This is a genomic window from Streptomyces sp. cmx-18-6, from assembly GCF_046548915.1.
Classification (GTDB): domain Bacteria; phylum Actinomycetota; class Actinomycetes; order Streptomycetales; family Streptomycetaceae; genus Streptomyces.
This window is the reverse complement of the sequence record NZ_JAEBEP010000001.1, coordinates 853,715-879,247: the sequence shown is the minus strand read 5'-3', so window position 1 is coordinate 879,247 and position 25,533 is coordinate 853,715. Positions and strand designations below refer to the sequence as shown.

Below are 25,533 nucleotides of genomic sequence, written 5' to 3'. Positions count from 1 at the left end.
CCCGGTCCACCGGGCCCCGGTCGCCGCCGACCGGGGCCCGACGCGTGTGCCCCCCGCGTCCTGGGAGCGCTCCCAGAAATCCCCCCGTACGCTCGCCGGAGTGAAGAATGCAGGACTTGGATTGACTGTACGGCTGTGAGAAATTGACCGGGAACGGGGAGGCGGCCATGGCGGCAGCGCGAGTACGGAGTGGCGGGCGGCCCACGCTCGAAGAGGTCGCGGCCCGGGCCGGGGTCGGCCGGGGCACCGCCTCCCGGGTCATCAACGGCTCGCCCCGGGTCAGCGAAGCGACCCGCGAGGCGGTCGAGGCGGCCGTGGCCGAGCTGGGTTACGTGCCCAACCGCGCCGCCCGCGCCCTCGCCGGCAACCGCACCGACGCCATCGCGCTGGTGGTGCCGGAGCCGGAGACCCGGTTCTTCGCGGAGCCGTACTTCTCCGCCATAGTGCGGGGCGTCGGCGCGGCCCTGGCCGACACGGACATGCAGCTGCTCCTGACCCTGGCGGGCAACGACCGGGAGCGCCGCCGGCTGGCCCAGTACCTGACCGCGCACCGGGTGGACGGGGTCCTCCTGGTCGCGGTGCACGCGGACGACCCGCTGCCGGAGCTGCTGGAGCAACTGGGCATGCCGTGCGTGATCAGCGGCGCCCGGCACGCGGCCGAACCGCTGGCCTCGGTCGACTCGGACAACTTCGAGGGGGCCCGGGCCGCCGTCGAGCACCTGGTCTCCCGGGGCCGCCGCTCGGTCGCCACGATCACCGGCCGCCTGGAGGTGTACGGAGCCCAGCGCCGCCTGGACGGCTACCGCGCCGCCCTCGCCGCCGCGGGCCTGCCCCCGGACGAACGCCTCATCGCCCCCGCCGACTTCACCGAGGGGGGCGGCGCGAGAGCGATGCGCGACCTGCTGGCCCGCCGCCCCCGCCTGGACGCGGTCTTCGCCGCCTCCGACGTGATGGCGGCGGGCGCCCGCCAGGTCCTGCGCGAGGCGGGCCGCCGCATCCCCGAGGACGTGGCCCTGATCGGCTTCGACGACTCGGTGGTCGCCCGCCACATGCACCCGCCCCTCACCAGCGTCCGCCAGCCGATCGAGGAGATGGGCCGCCGGATGACCCAGCTCCTGCTGGAGGAGATCGCGGGGCGGACGGGGGAGGAGCGACCCGCGGTGGTGCTGCCTACGGAGCTGGTGGTGCGGGAGTCGTCCTGAGGGGGCGAGCCACCCGACCGCACCGCTTTCAGTGGTATGGACATGACCAAAACGCAGGACTAGCCTCGTCTTGGTCTAGACCAAGTGCGACGAGCCGTCGCCCGGTCCGGTCGCCCGATCCGGCTGTCCGCACGCTCCACCCCCCTCACCCCAGGAGCACCACATGCGCAGGAAGATCACCTCCTTACTCCTCGGCCTCGGCGTCGCCGGGGTCTCCCTGCTGGCCACCTCCGGCAGCGCGCAGGGTCACGGGTACACCGACTCGCCCGTCAGCCGGCAGCAGCTGTGCGGCAACGGGACCGTCCGCAACTGCGGGCAGATCCAGTGGGAGCCGCCGAGCGTCGAAGGGCCCAAGGGGTTTCCGGCCGCAGGTCCCCGTGACGGGCTGATCTGCTCCGGAGGCAACCAGCGGTTCGCCGAGCTGGACGACCCGCGTGCCGGGGCCTGGCCCGCGTCCGCCGTACGGGCCGGGCAGAGCCACACGTTCCGGTGGCAGATCACCGCCCGGCACGCCACGACCGACTTCCGGTACTACGTCACCAAGGACGGCTACGACCCGAGGAAGCCGCTCGCGCGGGCCGACCTGGAGCCGCAGCCCTTCCTCACCGTGCCGTTCGGCGGGCGGCTCCCCGAGTCCACGGTCAGCCACGCGGGCGTCCTGCCGCAGAAGACGGGCAAGCACCTGATCCTCGGCGTCTGGACCGTCTCGAACACGGGCAACGCCTTCTACGCCTGCTCCGACGTCACGTTCTGACCCCGGCGGGAGAGCGCCGCGAGAAGAACAACCCCGTGAAGAACAACCCCGTGAAGAAGCGCGCATGAAGAAGGGCCCCGGTCCAAAGACCGGGGCCCTTCCCTCAGGGTGAGTAACGGGACTTGAACCCGCGACATCCTGGACCACAACCAGGTGCTCTGCCAGCTGAGCTATACCCACCATGTCGTCCGGTCGTTTCCGACCGGCCGAGAAAAAGTGTACAGGGTCCGGGAGGGTGCTCGCGCCCCCGTTTCCCCGGGGCCGTCCGTAGCCCCTCGCGCGGCCGTGACCAGCAGGTTTCCACCGGTCGGCCGGTGGGCTGCGGCCGTCCGCCCCTACGGCTCGGCGCGGACCACGTGGCGCGCCGCGATCTCCTTGGCGCGGTCCGAGTCCGGGCCGGGCTGCGGGACGAACACCGCTTCCCGGTAGTAGCGCAGCTCCGCGATGGACTCGCGGATGTCCGCCAGCGCCCGGTGGTTGCCGCTCTTGTCCGGGCTGTTGAAATACGCCCGGGGGTACCAGCGGCGGGCCAGCTCCTTGATCGAGGACACATCCACGATCCGGTAGTGGAGGTAGCCCTCCAGCTCCCGCATGTCCCGCGCCAGGAAGCCGCGGTCCGTGGAGATCGAGTTTCCGCAGAGCGGGGCCTTGCCCGGCTCCTTCACGTGCTCGCGTACGTAGGCCAGGACCTGCTCCTCGGCGTCGGCCAGGGTGGTGCCCCCGGCCAGCTCGTCGAGGAGACCCGAGGTGGTGTGCATCTGCCGCACCACCTCGGGCATGGTCTCCAGGGCCGCGTCCGGCGGGCGGATCACGATGTCCACCCCTTCGCCGAGCACGTTCAGCTCCGAGTCGGTGACCAGGGCGGCCACCTCGATGAGTGCGTCGTCCGTCAACGAGAGCCCGGTCATCTCGCAGTCGATCCACACCATGCGGTCGTTCATGCGCCCCACCCTACGGGGCGCTCCGCTGTCCCGGCAGGGCCGGGCGTCCGGGAGCGTACGCGTCAGGGCCCGGCAGCGAGTGCTCCGAGGAGCCCGCCGACGCCGACACGCCGATCGCCGCGGAGGACATCGGCGTACCCCTGCGGCCGGACGGCGAACCCTGGCTGGGCACCACCGTCTCGATCACCGCCGCGGCGCTCTCCGCCACCCCCTGCGGACGACGGGCCCGGTAGGCGGCCCGGTACGCGGCGGGGGAGGAGCCGAGCTGGCGGCGGAAGTGCCCGCGCAGCGCGACCGGGGAGCGGAAGCCGCAGCGGCCGGCGACCTCGTCGACCGAGTAGTCGGAGGTCTCCAGCAGCCGCTGCGCCTGTAGCACCCGCTGGGTGATCAGCCACTGGAGCGGCGCGCTCCCGGTGAGTGAGCGGAACCTGCGGTCGAAGGTCCGCCTGCTCATATAGGCGCGCGCGGCGAGCGTCTCCACGTCGAACTGCTCGTGCAGATGCTCCAGCGCCCAGGCCACGACCTCGGCGAGCGGGTCGGACCCGATCTCCTCCGGCAGGGACCTGTCCAGGTAGCGTTCCTGCCCGCCACTGCGCCGCGGCGGCACGACGAGCCTGCGGGCGAGCGCGCCCGCCGCCTCCGTGCCGTGGTCGGTGCGGACTATATGGAGGCAGAGATCGATGCCGGCGGCCGTGCCGGCCGAGGTGAGCACATCGCCGTCGTCCACGAAGAGTTCGCGCGGATCGACGTGCACCGACGGATAGCGCTTGGCCAGCGTCGGCGCGTACATCCAGTGTGTGGTGGCAGGCCGGCCGTCCAGCAGGCCGGCCGCCGCGAGCACGAAGGCTCCCGTGCACAGGCCGACGATGCGGGCGCCCTCCTCATGGGCGCGGCGCAGCGCGTCCAGTGCCTCGGCGGGCGGCGGCGAGGTGATCGACCGCCAGGCGGGCACCACCACGGTGCCTGCCCTGCTGATCGCCTCCAGGCCGTACGGCGTGGTCAGTTCGAGCCCGCCCGTCGTGCGCAGCGGTCCGTCCTCGCCGCCGCAGACCAGCAGGCGATAGCGGGGAACTCCCGCGTCCTGCCGGTCGATTCCGAAAACGGAGAGCGGAATGGAGCTCTCGAAGATAGGGCCGCCGCTGAAGAGCAGCACGGCAACGACTTCCCGGCGTCGCCGCCCGGTCAGCTTGCGTGCGGCCTCCGTCGCGGTGGCGGAGTCCTGGCTCATGACGCTAAGCCCCCCTTGGTGTTCGCGTCTCCCTGGTCCTTACGGGCCTGTCGCTCCTGCACGTTTCCCCTCGGTGTCGCACGGGACCCCAGCCTTCGATTCCCAAGATCGAATCTACTGCGTCCCGTAGTCCCGCCATGACACCTTCCCCCACCGGCGTTAAGTCGATAAGGAAACGTGGCGTGAAGCGTTCGATCACGAAGCGTTTCACCCGCGAAGCACACTGGGAAGTGCACTCCACGAACGTGGCCCGTCCGCGTCGGGTGAAAGCGTACCGCGCGGTCTCTTCCTGCCAGGTGGTAGGTGGGTTGTTCGGCCATCTCGCGAAGGGTTCGGCTGAGATGCGAAGTTGGCTGAAAACCAGCGGTTGTGTGCGCCCGATCCAGTCACGCCGGGCGCACAACTGCCCCCCACCGTCCGCGCTGGTGCGCCCCCTCGGGCCCGGGGAGAGCATGGCGCGTTCGGGTCTCCGGGGCGGTGCCGGCACGGCTCCGGGGCGGATCGGGGCCCCGGGAGGAAGTGGTCGCATGACCGACCGCCGCGCCCGGGGCCCCGACCGGGGAAGGCGTGGCCAACGGAGACCCCCTCCCGAGGTCGGTTTCGCGGCGGGCTCCGGGGCACGCCACGGCCGCGGGGCGGAGCGGAAAACAGGGCGATCGTCCCCGTCCGGACCGTCCCAGGCCCGTGTACGACACAACCGGCATTGCCATCGCGGACCGCCTCGGGCATGCTCCCCCCAACGTCACGCGTGCTTTTGCGGGGGTCTGGGCAGTGAAGGAGTGACGCCGTATCCTTGGGGGTATGGGGTTGGGAAGATGATTCCCGGACAGAGCTCACCACCTGCCGAGGCGCCTGAGCCGAAGCACCTTTCGCCCGCTCCTCCCGAAACCGCTCCCTCCTCACCAGGACTCTCTTCGCCGAGAAACCGATGGCCGGTCACGAAATCCCTGAACCCGCAGACCGCAAGCAGGTAGCCGACCCCCGGTCGGAGCCGCGGCCGGTCGAAGAAGCACGCCATGCGTGCGATCCCGCCTTCCGGCACGGAGTGGTGGTCGGTTTCGACGGTTCCACCTCCAGCGAGCGGGCCCTCGCCTACGCGATCGGCATGGCCGGACGGTCGGGCTCCGGCCTGATCATCGTCCATGTCGCCAACCGGCTCCCGACGACGGTCTGGGCGGGCTGCGAGCCCCCCGTCTTCGTCGACGTGCCCGACCACCGCACCGAGGTCCTCGGCCTGGAGCTGGCCTGCGCGGACTACCTCTCCGACGTTCCCTGGGTGCTCGTCGAGCGCGGCGGCGACATCTGCCACGAGCTGGAGGAGGTCGGCCGCGAGTATTCCGCCGACGCCATCGTCGTCGGCTCCACCCACGGCATCGTCGGCCGGATCTTCGGCTCGGTCGCGGGCCGCCTCGCCCGCCGCGCCCAGCGCCCCGTCATCGTCATTCCCTGAGGCCCCTGGGCCCCTGAAGTCCCCTGAGTGCTCCGAGCCCCCTGAGTCCTGCGAGCCCCGTGGGCCTCCTGAGTCCCCCCTGGGCCGTCAGCCCCGTACGCAGCCCGCGTGCCGCCCGTGTGCGGCCGTAAGCAGCCCTGAGGGCACGCCAGGAACTTCCGCAGCACGACGAGTTGGGCCCCGCCCCGTCATCACGACGGGACGGGGCCCACTGGCGTACTGACACGCCTTACACGAGCACCGCCGCCTACTCCACCGTCACCGACTTCGCCAGGTTGCGCGGCTTGTCGATGTCCCGGCCCATCGCGAGGGCCGTGTGGTACGCGAAGAGCTGGAGCGGGATGCCCATCAGGATCGGGTCGAGCTCGTTCTCGTTCTTCGGTACGACGATGGTGTGGTCGGCCTTCTCCTGGACCTGGTGCGCCACGGCGAGGATGCGGCCGCTGCGCGCCTTGATCTCCTCCAGCGCGGCCCGGTTCTTCTCCAGCAGGTCGTCGTCCGGCACGATCGCCACGGTCGGCATCGCGGGCTCGATCAGCGCGAGCGGGCCGTGCTTCAGCTCGGAGGCCGGGTACGCCTCGGCGTGGATGTACGAGACCTCCTTCAGCTTCAACGACGCCTCACGGGCCACCGGGTAGCCCCGCACCCGGCCGATGAACATCATCGACTTGGCGCCCGCGTACTCCGCCGCCAGCCGCTTGATCTCGTCCTCGCCCGCCAGGATCTCGCTGATCTGCTCCGGCAGCCTGCGCAGCCCGTCGATGATCCGCTTGCCGTCCGCGACCGACAGGTCCCGGATCCGGCCCAGGTGCAGGGCCAGCAGCGCGAAGGCGACCACGGTGTTGGTGAAGCACTTGGTGGAGACCACGCAGACCTCCGGGCCCGCGTGGACGTACGTACCGCCGTCCGCCTCCCGGGCGATCGCGGAGCCGACCACGTTGACCACGCCGAGGACGCGCGCGCCCTTGCGCTTGAGCTCCTGGACCGCGGCCAGCACGTCGTACGTCTCGCCCGACTGGGAGACCGCCACGTACAGGGTGTCGGGGTCCACGACCGGGTTGCGGTAGCGGAACTCGGAGGCCGGCTCGGCGTCGGCGGGGATGCGGGCGAGCTCCTCGATCAGCTGCGCGCCGATCTGGCCCGCGTGGTAGGAGGTGCCGCAGCCGAGGATCTTGATCCGGCGCACCCCGCGCGCCTCGCGGGCGTCCAGGTTGAGGCCGCCCAGGTGCACGGTGGAGAACCGGTCGTCGATCCGGCCGCGCAGCACCCGGTCCACCGCGTCGGCCTGCTCGGAGATCTCCTTGTGCATGTACGTGTCGTGGCCGCCCATGTCGTACGACTCGGCCTCCCACTCCACGGTGGTGGGCGTGGCCGTCGTGGTCGAGCCCTCCGTCGTGTACGTACGGAAGTCGTCGGCCTTCAGGGTGGCCATCTCGCCGTCGTCCAGCGTGACGACCTGGCGGGTGTGGGCGACCAGGGCGGCGACGTCCGAGGCGACGAACATCTCCTTCTCGCCGATGCCGAGGACGACCGGGGAGCCGTTGCGGGCGACCACGATGCGGTCGTTGAAGTCGGCGTGCAGGACGGCGATGCCGTACGTGCCCTCGACCGAGCGCAGCGCCTCGCGGACCTTCTCCTCCAGGGTGTCCGCCTGGGCGCGGGCGATCAGGTGGACCAGCACCTCGGTGTCGGTCTCGGAGAGGAAGACGACGCCGTCCGCGGTGAGCTTGGCGCGCAGCTCGGTGGCGTTGTCGATGATGCCGTTGTGGACGACGGCGACCTTGCCCTCCGCGTCCAGGTGCGGGTGGGCGTTCTCGTCGCTCGGGGCGCCGTGGGTGGCCCAGCGGGTGTGGGCGATGCCGGTGGTGCCGGAGAACCGCTTGGGGACCCTGGCCTCCAGCTCGCGGACCCGGCCCTTGGCCTTGACCGTCTTCAGCGTGCCGGGCTTGCCCGCCGCCGCCTTGCCGGTGATGGCGATGCCCGCGGAGTCGTAACCCCGGTACTCCAGCCGCTGAAGCCCCTCCAGCAGCAGCGGAGCCACATCACGACGTCCGATATATCCAACGATTCCGCACATGGATTCTCTGCCCCTCCATCGACGTACACATACCTGCATGCGCTCGGCCCCTCCGCACGGGGCGGCCGCTCAGCCGTAGACGATGCGGCGCAACTGGCGGAGCGAGAGCTCCGGCGGCGCCACGGCGCGGTGCGGCAGCTCGGCCGCGATCCGCTCGAAGATCTCCGTGTTGACCAGGCCGCCGGACCGCAGTTCGCGGTGGCGGCGGCGGACGAAGTCGTCGGTGCTCTCGTCGAAGTACGCCAGCACGTCGAGGACCACCCGGGCCGCTTCGCCGCGCTGGAGCGCGGTGGAGCGGACGAGGTGGTCGATGAGGTCGTCATGTGACGGGCGGCGTTCAAGCACGCGTCGATATTGCGGGTCCGCGCGCGCTTACGCAAGAAATCTGCCCGATATCGGGCAGGCAGGACCCCGGAATGTCGCTCTACCCGGTCACATACGGCTCAGAATCGCCTGCTTCGCCGTGCTGAACTCCTCGTCGGTGAGGACCCCCGCCCGGTGCAGCTCGCCCAGCTCCCGCAGCCGGCGCAGCAGCACGTCGTGATCGTCCGCGTCCGGTACGGCGGCGGGCGCGGCGCCCGGGGCGGGTGCGGCAGCCTTGGTGAGGGCCGGGGGTCCGTCCGGCGCGTCCACGGCCCTGCGGGCCCCCGGCAGCCGCGTGAGCACCGCCGCCGCGACCACGACCGCCGTGTACTCCTTCTTGGACAGCCCCCACAGCTCCAGGGAGTACGTGTCGTACTTCGGCGGGGCCGAGACCGGCCCGTCGACCGGCTCGAACCGCAGATAGCCGTTCTCCAGCCCCATCGAGGGCATCCAGCGCACCCCCGCGATCCGCGACAGCGGGAAGGACACCGGGCCGCCGGCGGTCTTGGCCTCCTCGGCCTTCCAGTTCCAGGTGAGCCGGACGCTCTCGCCGTCGAAGGACGCCGTGCCGTCCCCGCCCCCGCCGGAGACCGGCAGCGAGGGCCCCGGCAGCAGGAAGCGGTCCACCGGGCCGTCCGGGACCTGCTCGATCAGCAGCGCGTTGCGGACCTCGTCGACGAAGTACTCGGCGACGCCCGTACGGTCCTTCTCCACGGCCAGGACATAGGGGTCCGCGCCGTCCTTGAGACGGCCGTCCGCGGCCCGCAGCACCGGGCAGGCCCCGCCGCGCAGCCGGAGCCGCAGTCGGCCGCCCCTGCGTTCGGCTTCGAACGCGATGCCCGCCACCGCATGTACGGGGACGGCGAGTTCACCCAGTGCCAGCCGCAGTGGATGCGCCTTGCCCCCGGGCACGATGCGTACGGTCTCGCCGTCGAACGTCCACGTACCGTCGCGCTGGATGATTTCTGCCATGTACGCGATTCTGCCAGCCGGCCGCCCACGACGACCCCCGGTCCTTGACCCCTCCACGGCTCCGCGATAGGGATGGTCGGCGTTCGGTTGCCCGAGATCCACCGGTAGGACCCATCGAAGGGACAGGCTCGTGCGACAGCGACGTCTTGTGCGACAGCGGCGTGCGGATCGGCGGCAGGCTCCACGCTCCACCGCCCGGCGCGGACCCCTCTCCCGGCTCCTGGGCACCCTGCTGATCGTCGTGGCGGCGGCCCTCTCCTCCACCGCCGCGACCTCCTCCGTCGCCGCGGACTCCGCGCCCCGCCCCCTCGGGCAGCTCGTCCCCGTCCCCGCCGAGGTGGCCCCCGGTGGCTCCCCGTACGCCATCACCTCCACGACCCCGATCAGGGTGGCGGGCGGCCCGGGCTCCGGCTCCGGCGAGGTGCGGCGGATCGGGACGTACCTGGCGGAGCTCCTGCGCCCCGCCACCGGCTACGCGCTGCCCGTCACCGACCGGCCGGGCCCCGGGGGCATCCGGCTGGAGCTGGGCTCCCGGGACCGGAGCCTGGGCGAGGAGGGCTACCGGCTGCGCTCCACCCCCGACGCGCTGACCATCACCGCCCGCGCCCCGGCCGGGCTCTTCCACGGCGCCCAGACCCTGCGCCAGCTCCTCCCGGACCGGATCGAGGCCGACAGTCGCCGGACGGGGCCCTGGAAGGTGGCGGGCGGCACCATCACGGACGCGCCGCGCTACGGCTACCGGGGCGCGATGCTGGACGTCTCGCGCCACTTCTTCACGGTCGCCGAGGTGAAGCGCCACATCGACCAACTCGCCCTCTACAAGGTCAACAAGCTGCATCTGCACCTCTCCGACGACCAGGGCTGGCGCCTCGCCATCGACTCCTGGCCCCGGCTCGCCACGCACGGCGGCTCCACCGAGGTCGGCGGCGGGCCCGGCGGGTACTACACGAAGCAGCAGTACCGCGAGATCGTCCGCTATGCCGCCTCCCGCTACCTGGAGGTCGTGCCGGAGATCGACCTGCCCGGCCACACCAACGCCGCGCTCGCCTCCTACGCCGAGCTGAACTGCGACGGGGTCGCCCCGCCCCTCTATACCGGAACCAAGGTCGGATTCAGCTCACTGTGCGTGTCCAAGCCGGTGACGTACGACTTCGTGGACGACGTGCTGCGCGAACTGGCCGCGCTCACCCCGGGGAAGTACCTCCACATCGGGGGCGACGAGGCGCACGCCACCAGCCATGAGGACTACGTGGCGTTCATGGCGAAGGCCCAGGCGGTGGTCGGCACGTACGGCAAGACGGTGATGGGCTGGCACCAGCTGACCGGCGCGGTGCCGGTGAAGGGGGCGGTGGCGCAGTACTGGGGGTACGACCGTACGGGCGCCGCCGAGCGCAAGCAGGTGGCGGACGCGGCGAAGGCCGGCGCCAAGCTGGTGCTCTCCCCGGCCGACCGGGTCTACCTCGACATGAAGTACACCAAGGACACCAAGCTGGGCCTGAAGTGGGCCGGTCTGGTGGAGGTGCGGAGGTCGTACGACTGGGACCCGGCGACCTACCTGGAAGGGGCCCCGCAGGAGGCCGTCCTCGGGATCGAGGCGCCGATCTGGACCGAGACGCTGGCCGACACCACGGAAGTCGATCAGATGGCCTTCCCGAGGCTGCTGGGCGCCGCCGAGATCGGCTGGTCGCCCGCGGCGGCCCGTGACTGGGAGACGTACAAGGTGCGGCTGGCCGCCCAGGGGCCCCGGCTGACCGCGCTGGGGATCGACTTCTACCGCTCCCCGCAGGTGCCCTGGAGCTGATGCGGGGAAGGGGTGAGCGCCCGAGGGACCGTCCTCGGGCGCTCACCGGTCCATGGGGCCGCTCACGGCCCCGGAGGGCCGCTCACGGTCCAGGAAGGACCGCTCAGAACTTCGCGATCGGGTTCTTCAGCCGGCCCACCAACTGGAGCGCGCCCGCCGGGTCGTTCAGGTCCACCATCTGCTGGTTGTCGCGCAGCTGGAGGCGGTTGAGGCAGGAGAGCGCGAACTCCTCCTGGAACAGGTCGTATTCCTTGAACTTGTCCGCGAGGTAGGGCACCGACTCCTGGTAGTCGCGCGCGCAGGCGGCGACCGTCTGCCAGAAGGTGTCCTCGTCCAGGATCCCTTCGGTGGCCAGGCCCGCGCCCAGGAAGCGGAAGAAGCAGTCGAAGACGTCGGTGAAGACCGACAGGAGCTTCATGTCCTCGGGGACCTCGGCGCGGATGCGCTCGACCCGCGGCGGCAGCACCGCGTCCGGGTCCATCACCGCGATCTCCTCGGCGATGTCCTTGAAGATCGTGCGGGTGACGACGCCGTCCTCCACGACCAGGATCACGTTCTCGCCGTGCGGCATGTAGACCAGGTCGTAGGCGTAGAAGCTGTGCAGCACCGGCACCAGGTAGGCGTCCAGGTAGTGCCGCAGCCACACCTGCGCGTCGAGTCCGGACTCCTCGATCAGGACCCCGGCGACCGAGCGGCCCTCGTGGTCGGTGTGCAGCAGGGACGCCATGGTGGCGACCCGCTCGCCCGGCTCCAGACCCGGCACGGGGCTCTCGCGCCACAGCGCGGCGAGCATCTTCCGGTAGGGGGAGCCCTTGGCGGTGGCCGTCTCGTACGCCCGATGGTGGTAGCCGATCGCGGCCCGCTCCCGGATGATCGAGAACCGGGCCCCGCGCAGCAGGGCGTCGCGCTCGATGAGCCCGGCCAGCCAGTCGTTGATGGCGGGCGTGGCCTCCATGTAGGCGGCCGAGAGCCCGCGCATGAAGCCCATGTTCAGGACGGACAGGGCCGTCTTGACGTAGTGCTTGCCGGGGTGGTCGGTGTTGAAGAACGTACGGATCGACTGCTGGGCCAGATAGGCGTCCTCGCCCTCCCCGAGCACCACCAGGCGCCGTTCGGCCAGCTCGCCGGCGAAGGTGACGGCGAGCTTGTTCCACCACTGCCAGGGGTGTACGGGCAGGAGGAAGTACGCGTCGGGGTCGAGGCCCAGAGAGCGCAGCGCGGCGGCGAACCGGTTGCGGGTCTCCTCGCTGAGCTCCGCCTCGACCAGCGCGTCGTAGTCCAGTCCGGCGCCCGCCGTGAAGGTGGCCCGGTCGCGGCGGGCGGCCAGCCACACCAGCCGGATCTCCGAGGCGGCCTCGGGGGCGTACGCACGGTACTCGTCCACCCCGAAGCCGAGCCGCCCGTTGTTGGCCACGAAGCACGGGTGGCCCTCGGTCATCCCGGTCTCGACGGCCTGGAAGCCGGCGGCGACGAGCTGGCCGGAGGTGGCCGGTTCTTTGGTGAGTTTGTAGGCGGTTCCGGCCAGGGTGGAGGAGACCTCCTCCAGGTAGACCGGGAGGATCTCCTCGGTCAGCCCGAGGGCGGTCCGCAGTTCGATGAAGAACTCCAGGGCGTCCAGGGGGATTTCGGTGCCGTGCCGGTGGCGCGTGATCGACTCCGCCTCGACCTGCCAGTGGTCCAGGGCGAAGACGCGGGCGGTGAAACGGTACTCCGTCGCGGCGTCGTCGCTACGGAGGGTGTAGCGGTCTTCGCCCAGCGGAGCAGGGGTGAGGAGGCGCTCGTGGCTGAATTCCGCCAGTGCTTTGCGGACCAGGAGTCGGTTTGCGGTGGCCCAGCGGCCGGGGGAGAGGTGGGCGGCGCTGTCGGTGAGGGCGGTGGTCATCGGTCGTTACCTCCGGTCGCTGCTTCGAACTGCTCGCGGGTGCAGGCGCTGAGCAGCGCGTTCTTCTCCGGTTTGGCGATCTCCCGCAGTACGTCGAAACCGACCGCCTTGTTGAGGGCGTGCACGGCGCTGTTGGTGACGTCGGGCTCGACGACGACCCGGCGCACGGACGGGTCGGCGAACAGCGTCTCCATCACGGCGGTGATCACGGCGCGGGTGAAGCCGTGCACCGGGGTGTCGGTCGGCGCGACCAGGAAGTGCATCCCGATGTCGCCGGGCTCCGCCTCGTACAGGCCCTTGAGCTCCACCTCGGCAGGGTCGTACCGCTCCATCAGGAAGACGGGCTCGCCGTCGTGCAGGCCGATGAAGGCGTCGTGGTGGGGGTGGGCGGCGATCGCCATGTACTCCCGCTCCACGTCCTGGAGTTTCGCCCCGCCCATCAGCCAGAACGCGGCCTTGGGGTGGGTCACCCAGCCGTGCACCAGCTCGGCGTCGGCGAGGGGGTCCAGCGGCCGGACGGTGAACGCGCCCAGGCCGCCGGGGCGGTTCGTGCCGGTGGCGGCGGTCCCGGGGCGGCTCATATCGCGAACTCCTGGAAGGCGATGGACTTCTCGACCGGGTAGTACTCACGGCCGAGCAGTTCGCCGATGATGTACGCGTTGCGGTACGCGCCCATGCCCAGGTCGGGCGAGGTGATCGAGTGGGTGTGCACCCCGGCGTTCTGGAGGAAGATCCCGCGCCCGGTGGTGTCGATGCTGTAGTTGCGGGCCACGTCGAAGCGGCCCCGGCTGTCGTGGCGCAGCCGGCCGGTGACGCCGGCGAGGAAGGCGGGCGCCTCGTAGCGGTAGCCGGTGGCGAGGATCAGGCCCTCGGTGGTCAGGGAGTAGTCCTTGCCCTGTTCCTCCTGGCGCAGCCCCAGGCTGTACGCGCCGCCCTCCTCGTCGTAACGCGTGCTGATCAGCGCCGAGTTGGTGAGCAGTCGGGTGGGCGCGGGGCCCGGCAGGTTCTTCTGGTAGAGGAGGTCGAAGATCGCGTCGATCAATTCCCCGTCGATGCCCTTGAACAGCCCCTTCTGCCCGGTCTCCAGCCGGTAGCGGGTCTCCTCGGGCAGTGCGTGGAAGTAGTCGATGTACTCCGGCGAGGTCATCTCCAGCGTGAGTTTCGTGTACTCCAGCGGGAAGAACCGCGGGGAGCGCGTCACCCAGTTGAGCCGGTAGCCGTATGTGTCGATCTCGGACAGCAGGTCGTAGTAGATCTCCGCCGCGCTCTGCCCGCTGCCGATCAGGGTGATCGACTTCTTCTTCTGGAGTTCGGCTTTCCCCTCCAGATAGCGGGAGTTGTGCAGGAAGTCCCCGCCGAGGCCGTGGCACGCCTCGGGGATGTACGGCGGTGTCCCGGTGCCGAGGACCAGCCGCCGGGAGCGCAGGAGGGCGCCGGCGGCGGTGGTGACGGTGTAGAGCGCCTCGCCCTCGTCGTACGTCACGCTCTCCACGGTCTCGTTGAACCGGATGCTGCTCAACTTGGCTGCGGCCCAACGGCAGTAGTCGTTGTACTCGGTCCGCAGCGGGTAGAAGTTCTCCCGGATGTAGAAGGAGTAGAGCCTGCCGCGCTCTTTGAGGTAGTTGAGGAACGAGTACGGCGAGGTCGGGTCGGCCATGGTGACCAGGTCCGACATGAACGGCGTCTGGAGATGGGCCCCTTCGAGGAACATCCCGGAGTGCCACTCGAAGTCCGGCTTGGACTCCAGGAAGACGCCGTCGAGTTCGTCGATCGGCTCGGTCAGGCAGGCCAGTCCGAGATTGAACGGGCCGAGCCCGATCCCGATGAAGTCGTGGGGTTCAGGAAGCGCGGACAAGGGAGTCTCCCAGGTACTGCTCGGCGTGGCCGGAGATCAGGTCGAGGACCGCGGCGATGTCGTCCACGGTCGTTTCGGGGTTGAGCAGGGTGAACTTCAGGTACTGGCGTGCGCCGACCTTGGTGCCCGCGACGATCGCCTCGCCGGAGGCGAACAGCGCCTTGCGGGCGTAGAGGTTGGCGCGGTCGATCTGGTCCGGGGAGGTGACGCCGGACGGGATGTGGCGGAAGACGAGCGTGGAGAGCTGCGGCTGCACCACCACGTCGAAGCGCGGGTCGGCGGTGAGCAGCTTCCAGCCCTCGGCGGCCAGGTCGCAGACCTCGTCGAACAGCTCGCCGATGCCGTCCGCGCCCATGACGCGCAGCGTCATCCACAGCTTGAGCGCGTCGAACCGGCGGGTCGTCTGGAGGGACTTGTCGACCTGGTTGGGTATCCGCTCCTCGGCCATCCGGCGCGGGTTCAGATACTCCGCGTGATACGTGGCGTGGCGCAGGGTCGCCCGGTCGCGCACCAGCAGCGCCGACGAACTCACCGGCTGGAAGAAGGACTTGTGGTAGTCGACGGTCACCGAGTCGGCGTGTCCGATGCCTTCGAGGAGGCCGCGCCGCTCTCGGGAGGCCAGCAGCCCGCAGCCGTACGCGGCGTCCACGTGCATCCAGGTGGCGAACTGCTCGCAGAGCGCGGCGATCTCGGGCAGCGGGTCGATGGAGCCGAAGTCCGTGGTGCCGGCGGTCGCGACGACGGCCATGGGCACGGCGCCCTCGGCCACGCACTGCTCCAGGGCGTGGGCGAGGGCCACGGCCTGCATGCGCTTGTTGCTGTCGACGGGGACGGAGATCACCGCGTCCGGGCCGAGGCCGAGGAGTTTGGCGGACTTCTGCACGCTGAAGTGGCTGCACTCGGAGGCGAAGATCCGCAGCCGGGTGTAGTGCTCGGGCCGGACCTTCGCCTCGTCGCGGGCCAGCAGCAGGGCCTGGAGGTTGGACTGCGTACCGCCGCTGGTGAAGATCCCGTCGGCGGCCGGGCCGAGGCCGATGCGCTCGGTGGTCCAGTCGATGAGCCGGCGCTCGATGAGGGTGCCGCCCGCGCTCTGGTCCCAGGTGTCCAGGGAGGAGTTGATCGCGGAGAGCACCGCCTCGCCGAGGACGGCGGGGATGACGACCGGGCAGTTGAGGTGGCCCAGGTAGCGGGGGTGGTGGAAGTAGACGGCGTCGCGGAGGTAGACCTCGCCGAGCTCGTCGAGGGCGGCGGCGGCGTCGCCCAGCGGCTGGTCCAGGTCGATCGCGTCGACGACGGGGGAGAGTTCGTCGACACCGACCCCGCTGAAGGGGCGCTCGGTGGCGGCGAGTTGGGCCGCGACCCGTTCCACTCCTGCGGTGACGGTGCGCCGGTAGTGCTCCGCAGTCGTGTTGTTGAGCAGGTGCGAACGCATGAAGGGGTCCTCCCGGGTGAGGGGAACTTCATCGCGGCCCTCCGGGCAGGAAAGGGGGACGAGGGACGCGATGTCGAAGTGAGGTTAGCCTAACCTAACTCGATCACTGACCCTCTCCCGCCCCTGGCGGGTGTGGATGTTGCCCGCTTTGATCCCTTTTTGGGGAGGTGTATGTGGGCGGAGGGGCTGGGGAGCTAGTCCACGGCCCCGGCCCGCGCGATCGTCTCCGCCCGGAGCTGCTCCTCGCTGAGCCCGCGCCGCCAGTACCCGACGAAGGTCACCCGCTTGCGGTCGAAGCCGCGCTCCTGGACCAGGTGGCGGCGGAGCGCCCGCACCTCGGACGACTCGCCCGCGATCCAGACGTACGGGACGCCCTCGGGCAGTTCGGCGGCGCGCACGGCCTCGACGCCGGTGGCGGCCCCCTCGCTCCGGACGAGCCAGCTGATCCGGGCCTTGGCCGCGGTGTTGAGGGCCTGCCGGTCCTCCGTCTTCGGCACGTCGAGCCAGACCCGGGCCGGCATCCCGGCGGGCAGCCACTCCAGGGCGGCGGAGGCGGCGGGGAGGGCGGTCTCGTCGGCCCAGATCAGCACCCAGTCGGTGCCCTTCGGCGGCCGGAACCGCACGGAGGTGTTGTCCCGGACGGCGGGCCCCAGCACCTTCAGCCGCTCGCCGGGCGCGGCGGTCAGCGCCCACCGGGAAGCGGGCCCGCCGTCGCCGTGGAGCGCGAAGTCGATGTCCACCTCGGTGGAGCCGTCCGGCAGCACGCGCTGGGCCCGCACGGTGTAGGACCGCATCACCGCCCGTACGTCCTCGGGCAGCGCCCGCCACTTCGGGTACCAGGCCCCGTCCTCGCCCTCGGGTACCACGGCCTCGCTCTGCCCGGGGTGCGGCAGGAAGATCGACAGGCTCTGGTCCCGCCCCCCGGCGCTGAACCCCTCGGCCCCGGGCCCGCCCAGGGTGATCCGGAGCATGGTGGGCCCGAGCCGCCTGGCCCGCAGGACGGTCAGGTCGAAGAAGCGGAACGGGGCGACACGGGGAACGGCGGCGGTCGTCGTCAACGAGGGCTCCTCCGGAACGGGCCAGGAGCGGCGGACGGACGGGCCCGGCTCCGGCGAGGGCGGTCCGGAGGAAGGTTAGCCTAACCTTGCTAGGCGGTCACGGTGTCGGGCGGGCCCGGCGGCCCGGGTGTGCGAAGGGTTGCCCGCCCGGGTGGACTCCGTACGGGTGGACTCCGTACGGCGGACTCCGTCCGCACCCCCGGCCCCTCCGCTTCCGCCCCCTCCGTCACCGCCCCTCCGCCATCGCCGGAGCCGCTACCCCCCGAAGTCCGCCCGGCAGGCGTCCAGCCCCTCCACGGTGACGTCGACGCTCCGGTGCTTCTCCCACCCGGCCCGGTCCAGCCGCAGGCGCTGGAGGGTGGCGGGAGCCCCGCGCACCGCCTCCACCTGGAGGCCGTCCGGGACGTATCCGAGCCGGCGTGAGACGCCGAGCGAGCGCGGGTTGTCCGTCATGGCCTCCGAGACGGCGTACCGGGCGCCGAGTCCGTCGAAGGCCAGGTGGAGGGCGGCGGCCCGCATCTCCGTGCCGATGCCCCGGTCCTGGTGGGCGAGGCCGAGCCACGACCCGGTCAGTACCTCGCCCCGTACGCCGAACTCCCGGCCCATCAGGTCCTGCCGCCCCACGACCGCGCCCTCGTGGAGGACGGCGAGGGAGAGCGTCCAGTCGCGGGGCGACCACCCGGCGACCGTGCCCAGCACGTGCTGGTAGACGGCCCGGCCGACCTCGTCCGGCTCGCCGTCCGTCCACGGGAAGACGAACGGCATCCGGTCCCGGCCGTGCACCCCGCCGGCGGCGACCGAGGCCAGCTCGTCGAGGAGTCCCTCGTCGGGCAGCCGCAGTTCGAGGCGGGGTGTACGGACCCTGAGCCCGCGGAGGGGCCAGTATCGGTGGCTCATGCAGGAACTTTGCCGGAGGGGAGGTCGGCTTGTCGACCGGATTCCGGCGCGGTGTCGGACGGGCTTCCGGTCGGGCCTTCGACCGGACCCCCGGCCGGACCCTCATCCGCGCTGCCGACCGTGCCCGCGGACCGGTGTCGCAGTCCGAAGGCGCTGACGGCGGCGGCGATCAGGGCGGCGACCAGCGGGACGACGAGCGCCGCCCGGTAGCCGTCGAGCAGGGCGTCCGGTGAAGTCCCCTCGGTGGCGGCGATGTTGACGGCGGCGACAGCGGACAGGCCGAGCGCCGCGCCGAACTGGAAGGACGTGTAGAGCAGCCCGCCCGCCACGCCCTGCTCCTCCTCGGCGATGCCGTCGGTGGCGGTGATCGTCAGCGGTCCGTACACGAGCGAGAACGCCACACCCAGCAGGAGCAGGCTCGGGAACATCGCCAGATAGACCCAGTCGGCGGTGATCGGCAGGAAGAGGGCGTACGAGAGGGAGGCGAGGAGCAGTCCGAAGAAGATGACGCGCGCGTTGCCGAACCGCGCCACGAGCTTCGGCGTGAGCAGCGGGGAGAGGATCGCGTCCACGCCGATGACGATCAGGGCGAAGCTCGTCTGGAGCGACGACCAGCCCCGCAGCTCCTGGAGGTAGAGCACGGCGATGAACTGGAAGCCGAAGAACCCCGCCGCGAAGAGCAGCCCCGACACATTGGCGCGGACCAGCGACCCGCTGCGGAAGATGCTCAGCCGCACCAGCGGCGAGGCCGAGCGGCGCTCGATGAGGACGAACCCGAGGAAGAGGAGGAGCGAGGCGCCGATCGTGCCGGTCGTCCAGGCGGCCGAGGCGTGCGTGGCCCGCTCGACGCCGAAGACGAGGAGCAGGATGCCTCCGGTGACGGTGATCGCCCCGGCCAGGTCGACGCCCTGCCCGGTGCGGTCCGGGCGCGGCGACTTGGGGACGAGCACCAGCGCGGCGACAAGGATGCCGAAGGAGAGGATGACCGGGGCGAAGAAGACCCAGCGCCAGTCGATCGCGGACAGCAGGCCGCCGACGACCAGGCCGATGGAGAAGCCGCCCGCCGCGGTGCCGGAGTAGACGAGCAGGGCCTTGTTGCGCTGCGGGCCCTCCGGGAAGCCGGTGGTGATGATCGACAGGCCGGCCGGCGTCATGAAGGCCGCGGAGACCCCCGTGACGAACCGGGCGACGATCAGCATCCACCCTTCGGTGGCCAGTCCGCCGAGACCGGAGAAGAGCAGGAAGACCACGAGCCACAGGACGAACATCCGCCGCCGCCCGAACAGGTCGGCCGCCCGGCCGCCCAGCAGCATGAAGCCGCCGTAGCCGAGGACGTACGCGCTCATCACCCACTGGAGGGTGCCGGTGGACAGCCCCAGGTCGGCGCGGATCGCGGGCATGGCCACGTTCAGCATGGCCACGTCGATGCCTTCGAGGAAGATCGCACCGCAGAGCACGAACAGCACGCCCCACGCGCGCTTGGTCATGCGGACGGCGCCGCTGCTCGAAAGGGGTGGTGGTGTGGACACGGGACTTCTCCTAGGGCGAGGAAGACGATGAGGACGAGGAATCGGGCACGGCGAACCGCCGCAACAGCGGTCCGTGGTAAGGGATCAGAGGAGGAGGAACCAGCAACAGGCGTGCAGGAGAACCCGAGTTACTGAAGTGCTGGTCGGTTCCCTCTTGTAACCACTCGAAGCATGCGGCACGCTGGGGGACCATGGAAGAAGGCACTTTGAAGTCACCGAGTAACTGCCGCGATACCAGGGCTGAGCAGGACTTCGACATCAGCAACTGGGACGTCCGCGAAGGCTGCGAGGTGCGGCAGATCCTCGACCGCGTCGCGGACAAGTGGTCGCTGCTCGCCATAGCGCACCTGGAGCGCCGGACGCTGCGCTTCTCCGAGCTCCGCCGGCTGATCGACGGCATCAGTCAGCGCATGCTGACGGTGACCCTGCGCCAGCTCGAACGCGACGGCCTGGTGCGGCGCACGGTCTATCCGGTGGTCCCGCCGCGTGTGGAGTACGAGCTGACGCCGATGGGCGCGACCCTGCACACGACGATCCGGACCCTGGTCGACTGGACGGAGGGCCACCAGCAGGAGATCGCCAGGGCGCGGTCGGAGTACGACAGCCGTCAGGCCGGGGAAGAGGCCGCCGCCTGACGCGTCCTCGTGACGTCTGGGGGGCGGTGCTGTGGGCCGGCGGCGCGGGGACGGCTGACCGGCTGGGGGCCGTACGCCGGGAGTCGCGGTGAGTGCCGCCGTACGGCCCCGGCCCGCAGGGTGCCGCCCCAGGTGGCCCCCGAGGGCAAGCGGCACTGTCCCCGGCCACGGCCCCGGCGCTCTGCCGCCGTCAGCCGTAGCGCCGTAATGTTGATCCCTTGTTCATCCCGTGTTGATTCCTTCCCGCGCCCCCTGCGCGGATTCCGTACCGATGGGAGTGGCCCATGCGCGCGCGTGAAGAGGCGGAAGAGGGCCGCCGATCGCTCAGGCTCCCGCAGACGGCGGCCCTTGCGGCGTCGACGTCCGCCGCGTCCGCCGCGTCTTCCGCATCGCCGCGGCCGACCGGCGCCGGCATGATGGAGCTCCAGCGCTCGGCCGGGAACGCCGCCGTGTGCCGCATGCTCGACAGCCGGGCCGCGCTGCCGGTGCAGCGGATGCCGGGGGAGAACTCCCAGGAGCCGGCAGCGAGCGCGAGCGGCCAGGCCCCCACGGTGATCAGCGGACACGGCCGGTTCGGCGACCCTCAGCGTCTGCCCAAGAACCCCGACAACCCGCGCAGCCGTGCGCTCAAGGCGACCTTCACCGTGCCGGAGGGCATCGAGCTGGTCGTCTACGCGCCGCCCGGCGCATGGCTGGAGAACGAGGTGGCGAAGCTCGTCGAGTCCGGCGAGCCGCCCGCCGCGGACGACCTCGAAATGGTCGACCACAGAAACAAGCGCAAGCCGATGCCTGACGGGTTTCCCAAGACCTACACAGCGGGCGAGGAGGTCATCAACTACAAGTTGATGCCTCTGGCGGCCAAGCACCTGGCCGAGGGTGCGACCTCGGTCGAGGGCGGCACGCTGAAGGACAAGGTGGCCGAACTCGCGGCGGCCCACGCGGGGCAGGAGGGCGATGACGCACTGACCGTCCACTACGCCTGCTGCGGGGTGGGCTCCTCCAGCACCCCGGAGATCGACCGGCTCTTCACACACCGCAACTACACGGTGATGCTCCGCGCCACGTCTCCGTCCCCCTCACCGGAACCGGAGAAGCCGGCCAAGCGCCCCCGGAAGTAGGCGTGGTGTTGTCCGGAGTCCACCTCCACGCCGGCCTCATCGAGGAGGGCCCGCGAGAAGCGGAGGTCGCCATTCCCTGGCGTCGAGCGCACGACCGAGCGTCGCAGGCTGCCTCGACCTCCCCGGCTGCCTCGATCTTCCCGACCGCCTGGACCTTCCCGACCGCCTGGACCTTCCCCGACCGCCTCGACCTTCCCGGCCGTCATGAGCGAATCCACGGCGGCCGGGGCGGCAGTCGGAACGTCGAGGGGATCAGGCCGGCAGCCCCAACTCCCGGGCGATCAGCATCCGCTGGACCTCGCTCGTTCCCTCGCCGATCTCCAGGATCTTCGAGTCGCGCCACATCCGGGCCACCGGGTACTCGTTCATGAAGCCGTAGCCGCCGTGGATCTGGGTCGCGTCGCGGGCGTTGTCCACCGCGACCGTCGAGGAGTACAGCTTCGCGATCGCCGCCTCCTTCTTGAACGGTTCGCCCGCCACCAGGCGTGAGGCCGCGTCGCGCCAGCCGATGCGGGCCATGTGGGCGCGCATCTCCATGTCGGCGATCTTGAACTGGATCGCCTGGTTCGCGCCGATCGGCTTTCCGAACGCGTGGCGCTCGGCCGCGTACTTCACCGACTCGTCCACACACCCCTGGGCCAGGCCCGTCGCCAGGGCCGAGATCGCGATGCGGCCCTCGTCCAGGATCCGCAGGAACTGCGCGTAGCCCCGGCCCTCCTCGCCCAGCAGGTTGGCGGCGGGGACGCGGACGTCGGCGAAGGAGAGCTCGCGGGTGTCGGAGGCGTTCCAGCCGACCTTGGAGTAGGGGGCCGCGACGGTGAAGCCGGGGGTTCCGGAGGGGACGATGATCGCGGAGATCCGGGGGCGGCCGTCCTCCTTGCGGCCCGTCACGGCGGTGACCGTGACCAACTCCGTGATGTCCGTGCCCGAGTTGGTGATGAAGCACTTCGAGCCGTTGATGACCCACTCGTCTCTCGCCTCGTCCAGCACCGCCGTCGTGCGCGTGCCGCCCGCGTCCGAGCCGCCGTCCGGCTCGGTCAGGCCGAACGCGCCCAGCGCCTCGCCCGCGCACAGCTTCGGCAGCCACTGCCGCTTCTGCTCCTCGGTGCCGAAGAGATGGAGCGGCATCGCGCCCAGCGAGACCCCGGCCTCCAGGGTGATCGCCACCGACGAGTCGACCCGGGCCAGCTCCTCCAGGGCGATCCCGAGCGCGAGGTAGTCGCCGCCCATCCCGCCGTACTCCTCCGGGAACGGCAGCCCGAACAGGCCCATCCGGCCCATCTCGCGCACGATCTCGTACGGGAACTCATGGCGCTCGTAGAGGTCGCCGATCTTCGGCGCGATCACATCGTGCGCGAACTCCTCGACGGTGCGGCGCAGTTCCTCGTGCTCGGCGGTCAGCCGGTGGTCCAGGGACATGGGGTGACTCACTCCTTGTGGGAGGGGGGAGAGGAAGAAAGGGAAGGGGTCAGGGCGCGGACCGTGCGGGATGGGCTCGGTCGGCCCAGATGTCCGGCCAGCCAGACGCTGGTCGCGGTCAGGGCGTCCAGGTCGACGCCCGTCTCGATGCCCAGGCCGTCGAGCATCCACACCAGGTCCTCGGTGGCGAGATTGCCCGTGGCGCTCTTCGCGTACGGGCAGCCGCCCAGGCCGCCCGCCGACGCGTCCACCGTGCTCACTCCGTGCTGGAGCGCCGCCAGGGTGTTGGACAGCGCCTGGCCGTACGTGTCGTGGAAGTGGACGCCGATCGCCTCCGTGGGGACGGCGGAATCGTTCAGCGCCGTCAGCAGCGCCGTCACGTGGCCCGGCGTCGCCACCCCGATCGTGTCGCCCAGCGAGAGCTCGTCGCACCCCAGGTCCATCAGCGCCTTCGCGACCCCGACCACCTGGGCGACGGGGACCGCGCCTTCCCACGGGTCCCCGAAGCACATCGACAGGTACCCGCGGACGTGGACCTTCTCCGCCTTCGCGCGGGCCACCACCGGCTCGAACATCGCCAGCGACTCGTCGACGGTCCGGTTCAGGTTGCGCGCGGCGAACGTCTCCGTGGCCGAGCCGAACACCGCGATCGACCGGGCCCCGAGCGCCAGCGCCCGGTCCAGGCCGCGTTCGTTCGGCACGAGGACCGGCAGGGATACGTCACCGACGTCCGCGACCTCGCCCAGGAGCGGGAACAGCTCCTCCGCGTCCGCCAGTTGGGGCACCCACTTCGGGTGCACGAAGCTCGTCGCCTCGATCGTGGTCAGGCCCGCCACGGCCAGCCGGCGGATGAACTCCGCCTTCACCGGCGTCGGGACGGTCTCCTTCTCGTTCTGAAGCCCGTCCCGCGCCCCCACTTCGTGGATGCGGACCCGGGCCGGCAGGCCGGGCGCCGGGACCTTCATGGGGAGCGTGGTCATGAGTCCTCCCGAGGGGTCACTACCGCCAGGATCTGGTCCATCGCCACCGTCGCGCCCGCCGTGACGTCCAGCTCGGACACGGTCCCGGCGTGCGGGGCGGAGATCACGTGCTCCATCTTCATCGCCTCCACCACCAGCAGGCTCTGACCCGCCTCGACCTCGTCCCCGACCGCTGCCTTCACCACCGTGACCGTGCCCGGCATGGGGGCCGCCAGCGTGTCCGCCCCGCTCCGGCCCGCCCCGCTCAGGGACGCCTCCACCGGGTCGTGGTCCTGCACGTGCCAGGTGTCGCCGTCCCGGCCGAGCCAGGGGCCGCTGCGGTGGAAGTGCCCCACCGTGCCGTCGAGTTCGACCGTGACCCGGTCGGCCGTGACCGTCGCGGAGGCCGGGGCCCCGTACGTCACCGGGTCCGCGCCCGACACCCGTAGCGGGAACACCAGCGGCGCCCGCACACCCCCCGTCCGCCACCCGTTCGGCACCGAGAACGGGTCCGTCCAGCCCCCCGCGTCCGGCCGGGGGGCCAGGGCGTCGAGGCGCACCGCCGCGGCCGCCGCGTACACCTCGTCCGGTACGCCGTCCGGCACCAGGCTCTGCGCCTCGCGCTCCACCAGCCCCGTGTCCAGGTTCCCCGCGACCACGTCCGGGTGCGCCAACAGGCGGCGCAGGAAGCCCGCGTTGGTCGGGACGCCCAGGATCACCGTGTCCGCGAGGGCCGCCCGCAGCTTGCGGAGGGCGCTCGCGCGGTCGGGGCCGTACGCGATGACCTTCGACAGCATCGGGTCGTACAGGCTGCCCACCGGCACGCCCTCGCTGAGCCCCGAGTCCGTCCGGACCCCGCCGCCCTGCGGTTCGCGCAGCGCCAGCACCGTACCGCCGGAGGGCAGAAAGCCGCGGGAGGGGTCCTCGGCGCAGACGCGGGCCTCGATCGCCCAGCCGGTGAGTGTGATGTCCTTCTGGGCGTACGGGAGTTGCTCGCCGGACGCCACCCGCAGCTGCCATTCCACCAGGTCCAGGCCGGTGATCAGCTCGGTGACCGGGTGCTCGACCTGGAGGCGGGTGTTCATCTCCATGAAGTAGTACGAGGCCGGGTCGTTGCCCGGGACGATGAACTCCACCGTCCCCGCGCCGACATAGCCGCAACTGCGCGCCGCCTGCACGGCCGCCTCGCCCATCGCCGCCCGGGTCTGCTCGTCGAGCAGGACCGAGGGCGCCTCCTCGATGATCTTCTGGTGGCGGCGCTGGAGCGAGCACTCCCGCTCGCCCAGGTGGATCACGTTGCCGTGGGCGTCGGCCAGCACCTGGATCTCGATGTGGCGGGGGCGGTCGATCCACCGCTCCACCAGCAGGGTGTCGTCGCCGAAGGAGGCCCGGGCCTCGCGCCTCGCCGCCGCGATCTCCTCCGCCAGCACCTCCGCGTCACGGACCAGGCGCATGCCCTTGCCGCCGCCGCCCGCCGAGGGCTTCAGCAGGACCGGGGTGCCGATCTCCCTCGCCGCCGACTCCAGTTGGGCGTCGGTGAGGCCGCTGCCTGACGAACCCGGCACGACCGGGACTCCGGCCGCCGCGACCGTCTCCTTGGCCCGGATCTTGTCGCCCATGAGGGAGATCGCGGAGGCGGGCGGGCCGATGAAGACCAGCCCCGCCTCCGTGCAGGCGGCGGCGAACTCGGCGTTCTCCGCGAGGAATCCGTAACCGGGGTGCACGGCCTGCGCCCCCGTGCGGCGGGCCGCCTCCAGGAGCGCGGGCACCGACAAGTAGCTCTCGGCGGCGGGCGGCGGGCCGATCCGTACCGCCGTGTCCGCCTCCCGTACGTGCCGGGCGTCCGCGTCCGCGTCGCTGAAGACCGCGACCGAGCGCACGCCCTGCTCCCGAAGGGTCCGGATCACCCGGACGGCGATCTCGCCGCGGTTGGCGACCAGAACGGTGTCGAACATCGTCAT

21 protein-coding genes and 1 tRNA gene are annotated in these 25,533 nt (G+C 71.3%); 6 read left to right on the top strand and 16 right to left on the bottom strand.

What is annotated here, in order from left to right; all coding sequences use genetic code 11:
* The first annotated feature begins 167 nt into the window (after window positions 1-167).
* Together ACLJPL_RS03935 and ACLJPL_RS03930 are read left to right on the top strand one after the other, a co-directional pair.
* Window positions 168-1,202, top strand: a complete 1,035-nt coding sequence (locus tag ACLJPL_RS03935) for a LacI family DNA-binding transcriptional regulator (protein ID WP_411079226.1) — start codon at window positions 168-170, stop codon at window positions 1,200-1,202.
* A 163-nt stretch (window positions 1,203-1,365) separates the two neighbouring features.
* Complete coding sequence (locus ACLJPL_RS03930; protein ID WP_411079225.1) at window positions 1,366-1,956, top strand: lytic polysaccharide monooxygenase; 591 nt, start codon at window positions 1,366-1,368, stop codon at window positions 1,954-1,956.
* A 107-nt stretch (window positions 1,957-2,063) separates the two neighbouring features.
* Here the strand turns inward: ACLJPL_RS03930 and ACLJPL_RS03925 are convergent.
* The 3 genes from ACLJPL_RS03925 to ACLJPL_RS03915 all read right to left on the bottom strand — a co-directional run bounded on the left by ACLJPL_RS03925 (window position 2,064) and on the right by ACLJPL_RS03915 (window position 4,125).
* Window positions 2,064-2,136: transfer RNA gene (locus ACLJPL_RS03925), tRNA-His, on the bottom strand.
* Window positions 2,137-2,291: 155 nt separating this feature from the next.
* Window positions 2,292-2,897: an oligoribonuclease gene (gene orn / locus ACLJPL_RS03920; RefSeq protein WP_411079224.1), complete on the bottom strand. Its 606-nt coding sequence runs from the start codon at window positions 2,895-2,897 to the stop codon at window positions 2,292-2,294.
* A gap of 10 nt (window positions 2,898-2,907) precedes the next feature.
* Window positions 2,908-4,125: a helix-turn-helix domain-containing protein gene (locus ACLJPL_RS03915; protein WP_411079223.1), complete on the bottom strand. Its 1,218-nt coding sequence runs from the start codon at window positions 4,123-4,125 to the stop codon at window positions 2,908-2,910.
* Between the two features lie 928 nt (window positions 4,126-5,053).
* On the opposite strand from ACLJPL_RS03915, the gene ACLJPL_RS03910 reads away from it, so the two are divergent.
* The gene (locus tag ACLJPL_RS03910; protein ID WP_411079222.1) at window positions 5,054-5,575 is read left to right on the top strand and encodes a universal stress protein; all 522 of its coding nucleotides are present in this window, start codon (window positions 5,054-5,056) and stop codon (window positions 5,573-5,575) included.
* 247 nt (window positions 5,576-5,822) lie between these two features.
* Here the strand turns inward: ACLJPL_RS03910 and glmS are convergent, their stop codons facing one another.
* The 3 genes from glmS to ACLJPL_RS03895 all read right to left on the bottom strand — a co-directional run bounded on the left by glmS (window position 5,823) and on the right by ACLJPL_RS03895 (window position 8,987).
* Window positions 5,823-7,652 carry a glutamine--fructose-6-phosphate transaminase (isomerizing) gene (gene glmS / locus ACLJPL_RS03905; protein WP_411079221.1) on the bottom strand — a complete coding sequence of 610 codons (1,830 nt, stop codon included), beginning with the start codon at window positions 7,650-7,652 and terminating at the stop codon, window positions 5,823-5,825.
* Window positions 7,653-7,721: 69 nt separating this feature from the next.
* Window positions 7,722-7,997 (bottom strand): hypothetical protein, encoded by a 276-nt coding sequence (locus ACLJPL_RS03900; protein WP_411079220.1) that lies wholly within the window; start codon window positions 7,995-7,997, stop codon window positions 7,722-7,724.
* A gap of 87 nt (window positions 7,998-8,084) precedes the next feature.
* Window positions 8,085-8,987, bottom strand: coding sequence for a DUF4429 domain-containing protein (locus tag ACLJPL_RS03895; protein ID WP_411079219.1), 903 nt, complete (start codon window positions 8,985-8,987; stop codon window positions 8,085-8,087).
* A gap of 148 nt (window positions 8,988-9,135) precedes the next feature.
* Between ACLJPL_RS03895 and ACLJPL_RS03890 the strand changes: the two genes are divergently transcribed.
* On the top strand, window positions 9,136-10,788 hold the full coding sequence (locus ACLJPL_RS03890) for a beta-N-acetylhexosaminidase (RefSeq protein ID WP_411079218.1): 1,653 nt from the start codon (window positions 9,136-9,138) through the stop codon (window positions 10,786-10,788).
* A 103-nt stretch (window positions 10,789-10,891) separates the two neighbouring features.
* Here ACLJPL_RS03890 and ACLJPL_RS03885 read toward each other — a convergent pair whose 3' ends face one another.
* The 7 genes from ACLJPL_RS03885 to ACLJPL_RS03855 form a co-directional block, all read right to left on the bottom strand.
* A complete protein-coding gene (locus ACLJPL_RS03885) occupies window positions 10,892-12,670 on the bottom strand; it encodes an IucA/IucC family protein (RefSeq protein WP_411079217.1) in 1,779 nt (592 codons plus the stop codon).
* The gene (locus tag ACLJPL_RS03880; RefSeq protein WP_411079216.1) at window positions 12,667-13,251 is read right to left on the bottom strand and encodes a GNAT family N-acetyltransferase; all 585 of its coding nucleotides are present in this window, start codon (window positions 13,249-13,251) and stop codon (window positions 12,667-12,669) included. Before ACLJPL_RS03880 ends, ACLJPL_RS03885 begins: the two co-directional genes overlap by 4 nt.
* Window positions 13,248-14,525: a lysine N(6)-hydroxylase/L-ornithine N(5)-oxygenase family protein gene (locus ACLJPL_RS03875; protein WP_411079215.1), complete on the bottom strand. Its 1,278-nt coding sequence runs from the start codon at window positions 14,523-14,525 to the stop codon at window positions 13,248-13,250. Before ACLJPL_RS03875 ends, ACLJPL_RS03880 begins: the two co-directional genes overlap by 4 nt.
* Window positions 14,509-15,957, bottom strand: a complete 1,449-nt coding sequence (locus ACLJPL_RS03870) for a pyridoxal phosphate-dependent decarboxylase family protein (RefSeq protein ID WP_411079214.1) — start codon at window positions 15,955-15,957, stop codon at window positions 14,509-14,511. The genes ACLJPL_RS03875 and ACLJPL_RS03870 overlap by 17 nt, the downstream gene beginning before the upstream one ends.
* Before the next feature lie 194 nt (window positions 15,958-16,151).
* Window positions 16,152-17,015, bottom strand: a complete 864-nt coding sequence (locus tag ACLJPL_RS03865; RefSeq protein WP_411079213.1) for a siderophore-interacting protein — start codon at window positions 17,013-17,015, stop codon at window positions 16,152-16,154.
* Window positions 17,016-17,270: 255 nt separating this feature from the next.
* A complete protein-coding gene (locus ACLJPL_RS03860; RefSeq protein ID WP_411079212.1) occupies window positions 17,271-17,912 on the bottom strand; it encodes a GNAT family N-acetyltransferase in 642 nt (213 codons plus the stop codon).
* Entirely contained in the window at window positions 17,909-19,399 is a 1,491-nt protein-coding gene (locus ACLJPL_RS03855) for an MFS transporter (RefSeq protein WP_411079454.1), read from the bottom strand. Before ACLJPL_RS03855 ends, ACLJPL_RS03860 begins: the two co-directional genes overlap by 4 nt.
* A gap of 233 nt (window positions 19,400-19,632) precedes the next feature.
* Between ACLJPL_RS03855 and ACLJPL_RS03850 the strand changes: the two genes are divergently transcribed.
* Both ACLJPL_RS03850 and ACLJPL_RS03845 read left to right on the top strand, forming a co-directional pair.
* Window positions 19,633-20,076, top strand: coding sequence for a winged helix-turn-helix transcriptional regulator (locus tag ACLJPL_RS03850; protein ID WP_411079211.1), 444 nt, complete (start codon window positions 19,633-19,635; stop codon window positions 20,074-20,076).
* A gap of 284 nt (window positions 20,077-20,360) precedes the next feature.
* Window positions 20,361-21,194 carry a putative adhesin gene (locus ACLJPL_RS03845; protein ID WP_411079210.1) on the top strand — a complete coding sequence of 278 codons (834 nt, stop codon included), beginning with the start codon at window positions 20,361-20,363 and terminating at the stop codon, window positions 21,192-21,194.
* Between the two features lie 252 nt (window positions 21,195-21,446).
* Here ACLJPL_RS03845 and ACLJPL_RS03840 read toward each other — a convergent pair whose 3' ends face one another.
* From ACLJPL_RS03840 to ACLJPL_RS03830, 3 genes are read right to left on the bottom strand one after another with little or no spacing between them, the layout of a single operon-like run.
* Complete coding sequence (locus ACLJPL_RS03840) at window positions 21,447-22,613, bottom strand: acyl-CoA dehydrogenase family protein (RefSeq protein ID WP_411079209.1); 1,167 nt, start codon at window positions 22,611-22,613, stop codon at window positions 21,447-21,449.
* Between the two features lie 8 nt (window positions 22,614-22,621).
* Window positions 22,622-23,593: a hydroxymethylglutaryl-CoA lyase gene (locus tag ACLJPL_RS03835; protein WP_411079208.1), complete on the bottom strand. Its 972-nt coding sequence runs from the start codon at window positions 23,591-23,593 to the stop codon at window positions 22,622-22,624.
* Window positions 23,590-25,533 carry an acetyl-CoA carboxylase biotin carboxylase subunit gene (locus ACLJPL_RS03830; protein ID WP_411079207.1) on the bottom strand — a complete coding sequence of 648 codons (1,944 nt, stop codon included), beginning with the start codon at window positions 25,531-25,533 and terminating at the stop codon, window positions 23,590-23,592. Before ACLJPL_RS03830 ends, ACLJPL_RS03835 begins: the two co-directional genes overlap by 4 nt.